This window comes from Sphingomonas flavescens (assembly GCF_030866745.1).
Classification (GTDB): domain Bacteria; phylum Pseudomonadota; class Alphaproteobacteria; order Sphingomonadales; family Sphingomonadaceae; genus Sphingomicrobium; species Sphingomicrobium flavescens.
Genome location: NZ_CP133016.1, coordinates 2,391,261 through 2,404,329 on the forward strand (window position 1 = coordinate 2,391,261; position 13,069 = coordinate 2,404,329).

The window sequence follows — 13,069 nt, forward strand, 5'->3', positions numbered from 1 at the left end:
TGTGGAAGGACACTTACCGCCGCCGTTTCGCCGCGCAAACTCCGCCGGTCGAAAAGGTCCTTACGCTTGCAGACGATATTGTTTCAGCAAGTCGTAAAGCGTCGGCCGGCTGATGCCGAGAAGCTTCGCGGCGCCCGAGATATTGTTCTCGGTCCGCGTCATTGCCTGACGGATCGCCTTGCGGTCGGCCACTTCGCGCGCGGCGCGCAGGTTGATCGGTAGCACATCGTCACTCGGCACGACGCCAGCCTGAAGGTCGAGATCGCCCGCGGTGATGCTCTTGCCGTCGGCCATGATCACCGCGCGCTTGATGCGGTTCTCCAGCTCGCGAACGTTGCCTGGCCAGCCGTAGACGTCGATCGCTTCGGCGGCTTCGGGGCTGAGCGACAGAGGCCCGACATTCAGCTCGCGGCCGAAGCGGTTGATGAAGTGGCGCGCCAGCAGCACCGCATCGCCCGCGCGCTCCGCGAGGGATGGGATCTTCACCACGATCTCGGCGAGGCGGTAGTAAAGGTCTTCGCGGAAGCGCCCGTCGGCCTGCATCGCGGCAAGATCCTGGTGCGTCGCGCAGACGATGCGCGTGTCGACCGCGATCGGCTGACGCCCGCCGATCCGTTCGATCACGCGCTCCTGCAGAAAGCGCAGCAGCTTGACCTGCAGCGGCAGCGGGATGTCGCCGACCTCGTCGAGAAAGAGCGTGCCACCCTGCGCGACTTCGATCTTGCCGATGTTCGACTTAACCGCGCCGGTGAACGCACCGCGCTCATAACCGAACAACTCGGCTTCGAGCAGGTTTTCGGGGATGGCGGCGCAGTTGATGGCGACGAATTCGCCCTTTCGGCCGCTCTTCTCATGGACCGCACGGGCGAGCAGTTCCTTGCCGGTGCCGCTCGCGCCGAGGAGCATGACGGAGACATCGGCCGACGCGACACGCTCGATGGTCTTGGCGACCTTCTGCATTTCCGGAGCGGCGGTGATGATCGAGCCGAGCACGGTCGCGGCACCGGTCTCCAGGCGGCGGTTCTCGCTCTCGATCTCGTGCAGGTGGAACGCGCGGGCGACGATGAAGCCGAGTTCGTCGATATCGACCGGCTTCTTGTAAAAATCGTAGGCACCCATGGCGACAGCGCGGGTGGCGCTTTCGCGCGCGCCGTGGCCGGTGGCGACGACGACCTTGGTGTCCGGCTTGAGCTGCAGAATCTCAGCCAGCGTCGCGAAACCCTCGTCCGTACCGTCGGGATCGGGCGGCAGGCCGAGGTCGAGCGTGACGACCGCCGGCTCGTAGGCGCGCAGCATTTCGATGGCGCTTGCGCGGTCGCTGGCGACGACGACCTGATAGCCGTCGTAAGCCCATTTAAGCTGGCGCTGCAGGCCCTCGTCGTCCTCGACGATCAGCAGGACTTTGGATTGGTCGGTCATGCGCTTTTCCTAATTGGCTCAGCCAGTGCCTCGGGGGCGGGGAGCAAGATGGTGAAGGTGGTGCCCCGGCCCGGACGGCTGTCGACGGACAAGCGGCCGCCCATGGCAGCGACGAGCGATCGCGCTTCGAAGGCGCCGATGCCAAAGCCGCCGGGCTTGGTCGAGGCGAATGGCTCGAACAGACGATTACGGACGAAGTCGCCGTCCATGCCGATGCCCTTGTCAGCAATGGCGATAGTGACGCCCGATGGATGCCGATCGACACGCGCCGTCACCGCCTCGCCGCTGCTTGCATCCAGCGCGTTCTGCAGCAGGTGCCCAACGGCTTGTTCGAGCGCGACCGGATCGACCAGCGCTTCCACATTGGCGTCGCCGAGTAGTTGGACTTCCCGGTCGCGGCGCTTGGCGGCGATTGCGGCTGTCAGGATGGGGCGAAGGATCTGCGAGTCCACGCGCTGCACGCGCGTCGCCGAATGCGGCGACAGTCGCGCCAGCAGGTCGTTCATCTTGCCGACGGACGAGCGCAGCGTCGCGACCATGTCGGCGCGGAATTCAGGATTGTCGGCATGCCGCTCGGCGTTGCGCGCAAGCAGCGACAGCTGGCTCACCAGATTCTTGATGTCGTGCAAGATGAACGCGAAGCGGCGGTTGAACTCCTCGAACCGCTGCGCGTGGTTCAGCGCTTCCTGACCCAGTGCTTCGGCAAGCGAACTGGCGGCCTGAATTCCCGCCGTCTTCAACAGATCGAAATCTTCCCAATCGAGCTGACGGCGGAATTCCGGCGCGGCGAGCACGACGAGGCCGATCGGCCGCTGGTGATGAAGCAGCGGCACGCCGACCCATGCGGCCGGTTCGTCTAGCAGCCATTGCGGAACGACGGGCGTTCGTTCGCGCTCGCTGCGCAGCGTTCCGAAGCCTTTGAACTCGATCACGCGGCCGCTGGCTTCCATTCCATTCCAGAAGTCCGGTGCGCCGTCGAAGGCGTCCGGTCCCGGCGTCAAACCCGGCCAGTTGCTGGTGTCGGCGACCGCCAGACCCGCACCCTCACGAACGAGGAGCATTCCGCCTGGCGCGTCGACCACGTCGGCAAAGGCGGTCACGATCCGCTCGGTCAGCGGCGGGGCGTCGGCGCCGTCCCGGCCGAGCGTTTCGGTAAAGCGCAGCCATTCGACGCGATAATCGTAGCGGTGCTCGAACAGATGCTTTGCAAGCTTGACCTTGAACCAGGCGCGAGCCTTCGCGCTGGGCAGCAAGACCATTGCTCCAATTGTCATGCCGGCAAGGAGCAGAACCGTCGCGACTGACGACCAGTCCGCGCTGCTGCCGCGCAGGGCAGTTGCCAGGATCGCCATCAGCGCGAAGTAAGCGCAGATCGCGAGCAGGGAGAGAGACTGGAAGGTCGCCGCGCGTGATAGCCTCACCCGCCATTGACCGTGGTTCCGCATCGAGGCCGCAAACAGCGGCGCGGCCAATGCAATGGCGATGCCGCGCCACTGGAGTAGACCCGGGCTCGTCCCGGCGATGTAGGACAGCGTGTAAAGGTTGAGGTCGTAGGTCCAGATCAGCGCGAGGCCGACCATCGCCGAGCGGATGTGCGAGCGGCTGGCAGGCGCCGCCTGGCCATAGACGTTGTGGACGAGGACCAGCGCGCCCGCGGCCGTCGTAATCCGCAAAACGACCGCCGTTTGCGCAATGGACGCGCTTGGACTGAATGCCTGAAACAGGCCGCCGATTAGCTGCAGCCCGATGACGCCGGCGACGGCGCCGTAAACGAGCTTCAGCGCCTGTTGGCGATCCTTTTCGGCGGATGACAGACTGTAGAGGACGCTGATCCAGATGAGATTGCGGGCGCTCTCGGCGAGCGATGTAAGCTGATCGTCGGGTACGACCGCAGCAAGCCAGGCCCAGCAGGCAGTCATCGCAAAAGCGCCAGCCAGCAGCCGCTGTTCGGGCCGGCGTGCCGCCTCGCCAAGCCGCCACAAGGTCAGCGCAGCAAAGCAGGCCGCGCCGAGGGCGTGACTCCAGAAGGTGATCAGCGCGTCCATGCGCGATCCGCTGTCAAAGCGCCCGACATGTGCCGGGGTGTCGCTAAACTTTACAAAGGAATGGTGAACGCGGCGGAAAGAAAGCGGCGAATCAGCCCTTCTTCAGGATGTCGAGCGTGGCCACGGTCATTGCTTCTGTAGCGGTGGAGATCACGGCTTCGGCGTCGGGTGCCCAGAAGGGTGAGTGCAGCGAGGGCAGCTTGGTCTCGTCGCCCTTTGCGGCGTCCCATTTGTCGCGCGGCGTGCCGCCGACCCAGAACAGCAGTGACTGCTTGCTCTTGTCGGCAAGCCAGTAGCGGCTGAAGTCTTCACTCGCCATGATCGGCCTGGATTCGACCACCCGATCGGCGCCGAAATGCTGGCTGAAGACGCCGCGCATACGCTGGCCGAGTTCGTCGGTGTTGAAGGTCGAGGGCGCCGATTCCGGCACAGTCACCTCGGGCATCTTGTCCTCGGGAATGCCGGCGGCGATGGCCTCGCCGCGGACAATGCGGCGGATGCCGGCGATCAGTTTCTCCTGCACTTCGGCCGGATAAGAGCGGACGGTCAGCTGCAGCTTGGCCTCGTCGGAGATGATGTTGTTCTTCGTGCCCGCATGGAAGCTGCCGACCGTCACCACCGCGGGTTCGAACGGATTGTTCTCGCGACTGACCAATGTCTGCAGCGCTTCGACGATGCGCGCGCCGAGCACGATCGGATCCTTGGTCGTGTGCGGATAGGCACCGTGCCCGCCGACGCCGTGGATGGTGATGTTGACGCTCGAAGAGTTAGCCAGGGCGTAGCGGGGTGTAATGCCAATTTGCCCAGCCGGAAGGGCCGCCGCATCGTGGAACGCGACCATGTAATCCGGCTTCGGAAAGCGCGTGAACAAGCCGTCGTCGAGCATGGCCTTGGCGCCGAGGACTCGCTCTTCGCCCGGCTGCAGGACCATGACGAGAGTGCCTGACCATTGGTTCTTCATGGCAGCGAGACGGCGAGCGGTCCCTAGCCAGGTGGTCACGTGCGTATCGTGCCCGCAGGCATGCATGACGGGCGTCTCGGTACCGTCCGGAAGCTTGCCCATGGCCTTGGAGGCGAAGGGCAAACCGGTCTGCTCCTTGACCGGGAGCGCGTCCATGTCCGCGCGGAGCATGAGCACCGGGCCAGGACCGTTCTTCATGACCGCTACCACACCCGTCTTGCCGACATGCTCAGTGACCTCGAAGCCGAGCTTGCGCATTTCCGGCGCAAGCTTTGCGGGCGTGCGCACCTCCTGCATCGACAGTTCGGGATTGGCGTGCAGGTCCCGATAAAGGTTCATCAGCATCGGCATGTCCGCGCGGATGGCGTCGGAGAGCGCGGCGGCGCCGGCGGGGACGGGAAAAGCGGTCATGGCAGCGGCGAGCCATAGCATGGACTTCAAGGCGTTGCTCCTGCGGGAACGAGTTCCATCACATCGATGCGCGATTCGAACCGCGGCTCGGGCATGATCAGCCGCCAGCGCTGCGGGCCGATCCGTTCAACATAAGCGGCGACGTCGCGCTGCTCGTCCTGGCCATATTGCATGGCCCGCGTCTCATCGCCCAGGACGAGCGTGCCGAGAAAGACGTTGCGGAGCGCGTCGCCCGGGAAGATCAGACCAACGTAGCGCTGCGATCCCGTCAGCTTGGTCAGCCGTTGCAGTTCACGCTCGGCGCGGACCCGGCAGGTAAATGCGGGATAGCTGACGAAGGTGAGATTCTCGGGCTGCCTCGCGCCGAGCTTGATCACGCGGCAGCGGTAAATACCGTTCGGCAAACCGGGCTGGGTCAGCGCCGCATCCGGATTGAGCAGCGCGCCTTCGCGGTCGATCTCGGCGCTGTGGCCGGTCGCGCGAGCGCTCGCCAGCGCTTCGGTGAAGCTGGTTCGCCAGTCGCGCAGGCGCACGCGATCGTCGTCGTGGATGATCTGGCGATAGGCGGTGGTCCAGCGCGGGATGAGTCCCGACGGCTGCTCGACGACGCTGCAACTCGCAAGGACCGAAGCGGCAGGGAGGAGCAGGGCGAGGCGCATGGCGGCGAGCTTAAGCGGCGGTCCAGCCACCGTCCATGCTGACGTTCGTCCCCGTCATCGCCGAAGCCTCGTCGCGGCAGAGGAACAGCGCCAATGCGGCGACCTGTTCGGGCGTCACGAACTGCTTGGTCGGCTGAGCCGCCAGCAGCACGTCGTTCATCACCTGCTCGCGGGTGAGGCCGCGCGTCTTCATCGTGTCGGGGATCTGCGCCTCGACCAGCGGCGTCCAGACATAGCCGGGCGAAATGCAATTGGCGGTGATGCCGTCGCGCGCCATCTCCAGCGCGACGCTTTTGGTGAAGCCGGCGATGCCGTGCTTGGCCGCGACGTAGGCGCTCTTGTTGGGCGAGGCGATCAGGCTATGCGCGCTCGCCGTGTTGATGATCCGCCCCCAGCCCTTGGCCTTCATGCCAGGGACCGCGAGGCGCGTCGTGTGGAACGCCGCGGTCAGATTGATGGCGATGATCGCGTCCCACTTCTCCGGCGGGAAATCCTGGACCGGCGAGACGTGCTGGATGCCGGCATTGTTGACGAGGATGTCGGGTCCGCCGAGCTCCGATGCGCAGCGCTCCATCATCCGGGCGATGTCGTCAGCCTTGGACATGTCGGCACCGTCGTGGATCGCGCCGAGCTCTGCGCACTCGCGGTCGATCGCCGCCTGGTCGCCGAAGCCGTTGATCATGAGCTTCGCGCCTTCCGCCGCGAGCGCTTTGGCGATGGCGAGCCCAATGCCCGAGGTCGATCCGGTGACGAGTGCGACTTTGCCTTCGAGCAGCATGCGAATGATCTCCTTTGCAGCGATCCCTTGCCGCGATGCCGGTCGATTGCAACCGCCGCCGCGCTTAAGCATTACGGCTGTGCAACAGGAGGGTTACCCATGCGGCTAGGCGACGGTGGCGACAATTTCGACGATCGCACGGGACAGAGCGGTGGCGGATTTGGACTGGGTGGCGGCGGCGGCAATGCGCTTGGCTGCCTGCTTCCGCTAGTCGCTAGCCGCTTTGGCATCGTCGGAGTGGTCATCCTCCTGCTCGGCTACTGCGCGCTGACACAGCTTGGGGGTGGCGGCGGTGGACTGATCCCATCGGGACCGAGCACGACACAAAGCGCTCCGAACGGCCAATCAACGCTGACGCCGGATCAGCGCCACATCTTGTCCAGCGCGGTCGCATCGACCAATCAAGTGTGGGGCCAACTCTTCCAGCGTGCGGGCGAGCGGTACACGCCGCCGCGGCTGGTTGCGTATACGAGCCGTGAGCAAACCGCGTGTGGGATGGGCCAAGCGGCAATGGGTCCATTTTACTGCCCGAATGACCAACGCATCTACATCGATCCGGAATTCTTCACGGAGCTAAGTCAACGCTTCGGCGCACCTGGTGACTTCGCGCAATATTATGTCGTTGCTCACGAGGTCGGCCACCACATCCAAAATCTGGAAGGGACGCTCGACCAGGCGCACAATTCACAGGCGCGCATGAGTGAGGCGCAAGGCAATGCGGAGCAGGTCAAGGTTGAGCTGCAAGCCGACTGCTACGCCGGCGTGTGGGCCGCAAACGCTAAGGATCCTCAGGGGCAGCGAGCGATCGAACCGGGCGATGTCGAAGAGGGTATGCGTGCCGCCGAAGCGATCGGCGACGATACCTTGCAAAAGCAGACGCAGGGCGTGGTCGTTCCGGAAAGCTTCACGCACGGCACCTCGGCCCAGCGGATGAATGCCTTACGGACGGGTCTCCAGTCGGGCGACCCGGCCGCCTGCAAGTTCAACGGCTAAAGCCGGACGAGCATCTTTCCGGTGTTCTGGCCTGTGAAGAGGCCAAGAAAGGCGTCGCGCGTACTGTCGAGGCCGTCCATCACGGTCTCGCGTGACTTGACCGTGCCGTTCGCCACCCACGGGCCCATTTCGGCGTAGAAGTCCGCCATTTTCGGGAAGAAGTCGAAGACTATGAAGCCTTTCAGCATGATCCGCGCGGCGATGATGCGCTGGATGAAGCGCAAGCTCATCGGCTCGGCGGCGTTGTAGCTGTCGATCATGCCGCAGATCGCGAAGCGGGCGTTCTGACGCGCCACCGCCAGCGCCGCATCCAGATGGTCCCCGCCAACGTTATCGAAATAGACGTCGATGCCTTCTGGAGCGGCTGCGGCTAGACCCTTGAGGACCGAGCCGCCTTTGTAATCGATCACATGATCGGCCCCGAGCGAGCGGACGAACTCGCATTTTTCCGGTCCGCCGGCCGAGCCGATGACGGTCATGCCCTTCGCCTTGGCAATCTGCACGACCGCGGAGCCCACAGCACCTGCTGCGGCGGAAACGAACACGACGTCACCAGCCTTGGCTGCGGCGGTTTCGAGCAAGCCGAAATAAGCCGTGGCGCCCGTCACTCCAAGCAGTCCGAGAAACATCTCGGGAGGTGCGCCTAGCTCGGGCAGCTTCTGCGCGGTGCGGGCATCGATGACCGCCTCGTCCCGCCAGCCAGCCATGTGCTGAACCAGATCGCCGGCTTTCAGACCGTCTGCCTTGCTGTCGACCACTTCGCCAATCGCGCCGCCCTCAAGGGGCTCGCCGACCTGAAACGGAGGGACGTAGCTTTTCACGTCGTTCATCCGCCCCCGCATATAAGGATCGACCGACAGCCAGCGGTTGCGCACGCGCACCTGGCCTTCGCCGAGTTCGGGTAGCGAGAGGTCCTTCAGCTCGAAATTGTCGGGGGTCGGCATGCCGCTGGGGCGGCTCTTCAGGTGCCAGGCGCGGGCCATCGCTCTTCTCCTCAAGGATCGCGGTCGGCCTTACGGGCTGTACTCCAGATACAAAAGACCCGGCGGAAGGGGATGCCGCCGGGTCTCGTGTCAGCCCCCGCTGACCGGAGGCTTGCGTGCTACCGGATTAGCGGTAGGTGCCCTCGAAGCTTCGATCGAGAATACGCGGGCCCATCTCGCCCTGGTCGTCACGCTCGAACAGCGCGCGGCTACGGCTTTCGTCGCGCCAGTTCTTGCGCGCCTGGTCCGCCGAGCAGTCCAGGATGACGCGATTCTCTTCGATCCGGTCGATAGTCGAGCAACTGAGCGAATGGTGAGCTCCGCCGGCGTCCGGGTCGGACTTGGTCAGGATGATGCGATCGCCCGCGACCTTGTCGACCGTGCCGACGTGCTGATCATCGTTGCCGACGACTTCCATGTGCTCGCGGACTTGACCGAGCAGACCGCGCTTCTGCTGACGAGTTTCGCGCCAGCTGCCGAATTCGCTCTCGAACTTCGACTGATGCTCGCGGCGATAGTCGTCATAGTCGCGGTCGAGCTCACTCATCTGGCGATCGCGCCAGTTGCGATAGTGCGGGTCCGTATCGCGGTCATGACGCGAGCGGTCGGACTGGTCCCACGTCCCGGCGCGGCTGGTGTTGCGATAATCGTCGCGGCCCCAGGGGGTGCGGGCGTTGTCGCCGCCAAGATCATAGCTGCCGCTGCGCTCAGCGCGATCGAAGTTCCTGTTCGACGAGAACCGGTCGGATTCATATCCGCGGCCGTAATCGCCGGTCATCGGCCGGTAATCGCGGTCGCGTTCGCCGAAGCGGTCCGAACGATCGTCATCGCGGCCGCGGCTCCACATGCCGCTCAACGAGCCGCGGCCGTAGTCGCGTTCGCTCGAGCCGCCGCGGGAAAACAGACCGCGGTTCTCGTTCCAGTCGCGACCGCGGTCGCGGTCGCGGTCCTGGCCGCTGAACCCGCGCTCGCGCTGATCGCGCATCTGGTCTTCGCGGCGGCGGCGTTCGGCATCGTCATCGCCGAACCAGGACGAAATCTCGTCGCCGGCACGTTCGAAAAAGCCGCGCTCATCACGGCGGCCGCTGCGGTCGTTGCCGCGCCAAGCACGTTCGGAATTGCTGTCGTCTCGCCAGCGCTGGCGGTCGTCGCCGCGGTCGTAACGGTCATAAGCCATGAAATGTCTCCTGTACTCGGACTGGCCGCAGGGGATCGGCCAGGCACAGGTTTTGAAACGAACAGCCGTGGCTCGCCGTTCCTATCGTGACGGCTCGGCAAGGACGCTTATTCGATGAGGTGAGGGATGCGCGGGCCAGGCGATTGCAAGGCCGGAAAATCGCGGCTAGGGAGCCGCTTCCTCGCGGGTCCGATCCCATCGGCCCGATGCCAGGCTGGAAGGCGCGGGGCTGTAGCTCAGATGGGAGAGCGCTGCAATCGCACTGCAGAGGTCAGGGGTTCGATTCCCCTCAGCTCCACCAGCCCATGCTTAGACTTAACGGGGGCGCGCCGTGCCCTGGGCCGCCTTTGGCCGAAGAACCTTGGGTTGCGCTAGCCGTGTTGCCGTAACCGCGATGGCGAGAATGGCGTTCATTGCCCCGAACTCCTGTGACTCTCGACGCAATTATGCGCCTTCTGGCAGCTGAAGTCACGCTGCGCGCGCGGAGTCGTCCCTGAATGAACCGCTGCGCGTTAGTCCTGGAGTTCCGCCAGATCACTCAATCGGCGGGTCAACGATGCGAGAGTGTACGGTTTCTGCAGCACCGGCCGAGAGCGATGCTTGTCCGGCAACTGGCTTTGCTCGCCGTAACCGGTGGCAAATATATACGGGATGCCAAGCTCGCTGAGACGGTTCGCGATCGGCACGCTGTCGTGATCGCCAAGATTGATGTCGAGGATCGCGATGTCCGGGCGCCGCGTCTCGACGGCGGCGATTGCGCCCACCGCTGACGACTCCGTGTGCACCGAAGCCGCACCGAGACGGTCGAGGAGGTCCTCGGCGTCGAGGGCGATGATGAGACTGTCTTCGACGAGCAGGACGTTCTTGCCGCGAAGCAATGCGCTCACTTCCCGCGCTTCAACCGGCGGCGTGCCGGGCAGATTGATCTTGTTGCCGGCCGGCGATTTGGTCTGCACGACGTGTTTAGCCGGGATGAGAAAATCGGCACGGAGACCCTCTCGAGCATAATCGACCTTGGCTGTCCCGCCGAGATCGTAGGGCACGCTATGCTCGATAATGGTCGTGCCGAAACCTTTGCGTTGGGGAGGCCAAACTTCCGGGCCGCCTTGTTCCCGCCAACAGAAGTCCAGGTCGCCATTCTCCTTGACCGACCATTCAGCCAACGCCTCCCCGCCTGAAACGGATAAGCTGCCATATTTCACGGAATTGGTGACGAGTTCATGGACCACGAGAGCGAGGGTCGAATAAGCCTGCGGATTGAGCAGCACAGGCGGCCCATCGAGGATCAGGCGGTCCTTCTGCGTCGTTAAGAACGCAGCGGCCTCGGCTTCAAGCAGATTCTTGACCGGTGCGGGACCCCAGTGGTCGTCAGTGATCTGATTGTGCGCGCGCGCCAGTGCGTGGACCCGCCCGTCGATCACGGCGACGAAATCCTCCACGGTAGTGCCGTCGGCAGGCTTCGACTGGCGGATCAGGCCGCGGATCAGTGACAGGATGTTGCGGACGCGGTGGTTGAGCTCGGCGATGAGCAATTCCTGCCGGCTGGTCGCTTCGCGCCGGTCGGCATCCGCCTCGTCGGACAACCGCAAGACGACCTCGATCAAGGTCGCGCGCAACGTCTCAGCCACGCGGATCTCCGAAGCGGAGAAGGGCAGGGACTTGCCCACGACCGTCTCTTTCCACTCCTCGAAGCTCTGGCGAGGACTGAGGCGCGGGCCGTTGGGGCCGTATTCGACCGGCTTGTGTGGATCGCCGCCCCAGCGGACCGATCGGACGAGTTCCTGCCGAAAGAGGATGACGTAATCGCGTGGCGCGCGCGAGATTGGAATCGCCAGCACGCCCGCGACGGGCGACTTGTTATTCTCCATTTCCGGCACCAGCGCCGCAATCCGCTCGGTAGCGTAGACGCGCCCGGCGGCCGTCGCATTTAGCGCTTGCACGATCCGCGCGAATTCGCCGGTCGTGGGAGTGAGGCCGCTGAACGCATAATTGCCGTTGATCCAGACGCCGACACCGTCCGCGGGAATTGCACTCGTCAGGATGGAAGACAGCCATTCGGGATCGTTGAGCAGCGTCTCATCCGACGCCACCGCGCCAAGCAGCTGGTCGGAGATATCACGGGCGCGCCGCTCATACTCGACGACCATCTTTCGTTCGCGCGATTCAATCCGAAGTGCGAACATCTGAGCGAACAGCTCGGCGACTGAACGACGTTCAAAGCTCGGGCAGCGCGGCGCATAATGGTGGCAAGCGATGAGCCCCCACAACTTGCCTTCGACGACAATCGAAATCGACATCGATGCGCGGACGCCCATATTGCGCAAATATTCGATGTGGATTCGCGACACCGACCGCAGGACCGACAGCGACAAATCGACTGGCTCGCCCTTTTCGTCCGTCGCAGGAAGGATGGGCACTGGCACGGCGTCGATATCCGTGATGATGCGCAGCAAGCTTCGAAGATATAGCTCTCGCGCCTGCCGCGGAATGTCTGATGCTGGGTAGTGAAGCCCCAGGAAACGGCCAATGCCGCCCTTGGCGCTTTCAGCGACGACTTCGCCGGACCCGTCTTCCGAGAAACGATAGACCATGACACGGTCGAAGCCGGTCAGCGCGCGAATCTGGCGCGCACCTTCGTTGAAAAAGGCGGCCATGTCATCGGCCTGCTCCAGGCGGCCGATCATGCCGCGAACGGTGCCGGTCGCGTCGCCGTAGTCGTGCTCCGCGCTTTCTTCGGCCTCGAGGATGATGCGCGATCCCGACATGTGCAGCGCGACATCGAACACGCGGTCGTTGTCCTGCAGCGACATCCTGAACACCCGTTCGAGGGCATCCTTGCCGCGAAGAAGTGCCAGGCGGTTGCGCAGTGTGTGAATGGCGTTTTTGGTGAAGACCTCCGTGGCCGGGCGGCCGATCAGCGTCTCTTCATCAATGTCTAGGAATTCCCCGATGTTGGCGGAGACGTTCGAAATCATCCAATCGGCCGTGAGGACGACCAGGAAACCGATTGGCTGAATTTCACCAAGCTGATGGATCGGCTCGCGATCGCAATTGGTGAGGTCGACATTGCTGTTTTCAACGAGCGCCTTGGTACTCATCAGATCCCGGCCTCAACCGCTACGCTTAAGAACAGGGTGAAGCAGCGACGCGCGGCACTTTCTGCTTCACCGATCAGAGCATCCGAATAGAGGTGCCGGTCCAATGCGGCAACTACGGCCGGCCAGGCACCGAGCGTATCCTCGTCCTTGAGGAAATCGGCTGGCATTCCGTCGCCCACCTGCTTCCGCAAAACGCGGCCGCCCAGGCGCGAGCCTTCAAGAACGTAGGCGGTGCCAAGCAAAGCGGCCACACTTGAAACCGGCGGCGGTTCGCATGGCGAGGGCATTGGCTCGCCAAGGGCCGCGAGGTCGGATTTTAGTGCCGTCGTGCGTCGTGCGCCTTCCCACCCCTCGATCAAATCACCGAGGCCGCCCGCTGCGAGCGCTGCCTCAATTGGCGGCACGGCGCGCGCCTGGACGCGGAGGAACTGGCAGTAGTCTTCGCGCCTCCCGAGATCGAGGCGCGACAGACGGTCGTCCAACTCACGGTGAACGTCGTCGGTCGCGGCTTTGAGAGTGAAGCGAGATTTCAAGGGGCAATAGCT

At 64.1% G+C, this 13,069-nt stretch carries 10 protein-coding genes and 1 tRNA gene; 2 read left to right on the forward strand and 9 right to left on the reverse strand.

The features are described 5' to 3' along the window. Positions 1 to 60: 60 nt before the first annotated feature. The 5 genes from prsR to QU596_RS12270 form a co-directional block, all read right to left on the reverse strand. Positions 61 to 1,419 carry a PEP-CTERM-box response regulator transcription factor gene (gene prsR / locus QU596_RS12250; RefSeq protein WP_308515847.1) on the reverse strand — a complete coding sequence of 453 codons (1,359 nt, stop codon included), beginning with the start codon at positions 1,417 to 1,419 and terminating at the stop codon, positions 61 to 63. Next, positions 1,416 to 3,464, reverse strand: coding sequence for an XrtA/PEP-CTERM system histidine kinase PrsK (prsK, locus tag QU596_RS12255; RefSeq protein ID WP_308515849.1), 2,049 nt, complete (start codon positions 3,462 to 3,464; stop codon positions 1,416 to 1,418). The genes prsR and prsK overlap by 4 nt, the downstream gene beginning before the upstream one ends. 91 nt (positions 3,465 to 3,555) lie before the next feature. Beyond that, entirely contained in the window at positions 3,556 to 4,857 is a 1,302-nt protein-coding gene (locus tag QU596_RS12260; protein ID WP_308517996.1) for an amidohydrolase, read from the reverse strand. A gap of 5 nt (positions 4,858 to 4,862) precedes the next feature. Then, the gene (locus tag QU596_RS12265) at positions 4,863 to 5,525 is read right to left on the reverse strand and encodes a DUF4893 domain-containing protein (protein ID WP_308515851.1); all 663 of its coding nucleotides are present in this window, start codon (positions 5,523 to 5,525) and stop codon (positions 4,863 to 4,865) included. Next, positions 5,506 to 6,273 (reverse strand): 3-hydroxybutyrate dehydrogenase, encoded by a 768-nt coding sequence (locus QU596_RS12270; protein WP_308515853.1) that lies wholly within the window; start codon positions 6,271 to 6,273, stop codon positions 5,506 to 5,508. Before QU596_RS12270 ends, QU596_RS12265 begins: the two co-directional genes overlap by 20 nt. A gap of 99 nt (positions 6,274 to 6,372) precedes the next feature. On the opposite strand from QU596_RS12270, the gene ypfJ reads away from it, so the two are divergent. Next, complete coding sequence (ypfJ, locus tag QU596_RS12275; RefSeq protein ID WP_308515855.1) at positions 6,373 to 7,266, forward strand: KPN_02809 family neutral zinc metallopeptidase; 894 nt, start codon at positions 6,373 to 6,375, stop codon at positions 7,264 to 7,266. Here the strand turns inward: ypfJ and QU596_RS12280 are convergent. Both QU596_RS12280 and QU596_RS12285 read right to left on the reverse strand, forming a co-directional pair. After that, the gene (locus QU596_RS12280; protein WP_308515857.1) at positions 7,263 to 8,249 is read right to left on the reverse strand and encodes an NADP-dependent oxidoreductase; all 987 of its coding nucleotides are present in this window, start codon (positions 8,247 to 8,249) and stop codon (positions 7,263 to 7,265) included. The genes ypfJ and QU596_RS12280 overlap by 4 nt on opposite strands. A gap of 127 nt (positions 8,250 to 8,376) precedes the next feature. Then, entirely contained in the window at positions 8,377 to 9,426 is a 1,050-nt protein-coding gene (locus tag QU596_RS12285; RefSeq protein ID WP_308515859.1) for a DUF2171 domain-containing protein, read from the reverse strand. 225 nt (positions 9,427 to 9,651) lie between these two features. Here QU596_RS12285 and QU596_RS12290 point away from each other — a divergent pair. Further along, positions 9,652 to 9,727: transfer RNA gene (locus QU596_RS12290), tRNA-Ala, on the forward strand. Positions 9,728 to 9,938: 211 nt separating this feature from the next. Here QU596_RS12290 and QU596_RS12295 read toward each other — a convergent pair. Together QU596_RS12295 and QU596_RS12300 are read right to left on the reverse strand one after the other, a co-directional pair. Beyond that, positions 9,939 to 12,524: an HWE histidine kinase domain-containing protein gene (locus QU596_RS12295; RefSeq protein WP_308515860.1), complete on the reverse strand. Its 2,586-nt coding sequence runs from the start codon at positions 12,522 to 12,524 to the stop codon at positions 9,939 to 9,941. Then, entirely contained in the window at positions 12,524 to 13,057 is a 534-nt protein-coding gene (locus tag QU596_RS12300) for a biliverdin-producing heme oxygenase (protein ID WP_308515861.1), read from the reverse strand. The genes QU596_RS12295 and QU596_RS12300 overlap by 1 nt, the downstream gene beginning before the upstream one ends. Positions 13,058 to 13,069: the final 12 nt, after the last annotated feature.

Coding starts and splice junctions, on each gene's coding strand:
- ypfJ (WP_308515855.1), top strand. CDS start 6,373: ATGCGGCTAGGCGACGGTGGCGACAATTTCGACGATCGCACGGGACAG.
- prsK (WP_308515849.1), bottom strand. CDS start 3,464: ATGGACGCGCTGATCACCTTCTGGAGTCACGCCCTCGGCGCGGCCTGC.
- QU596_RS12295 (WP_308515860.1), bottom strand. CDS start 12,524: ATGAGTACCAAGGCGCTCGTTGAAAACAGCAATGTCGACCTCACCAAT.
- QU596_RS12285 (WP_308515859.1), bottom strand. CDS start 9,426: ATGGCTTATGACCGTTACGACCGCGGCGACGACCGCCAGCGCTGGCGA.
- QU596_RS12270 (WP_308515853.1), bottom strand. CDS start 6,273: ATGCTGCTCGAAGGCAAAGTCGCACTCGTCACCGGATCGACCTCGGGC.
- QU596_RS12280 (WP_308515857.1), bottom strand. CDS start 8,249: ATGGCCCGCGCCTGGCACCTGAAGAGCCGCCCCAGCGGCATGCCGACC.
- prsR (WP_308515847.1), bottom strand. CDS start 1,419: ATGACCGACCAATCCAAAGTCCTGCTGATCGTCGAGGACGACGAGGGC.
- QU596_RS12260 (WP_308517996.1), bottom strand. CDS start 4,857: ATGCTATGGCTCGCCGCTGCCATGACCGCTTTTCCCGTCCCCGCCGGC.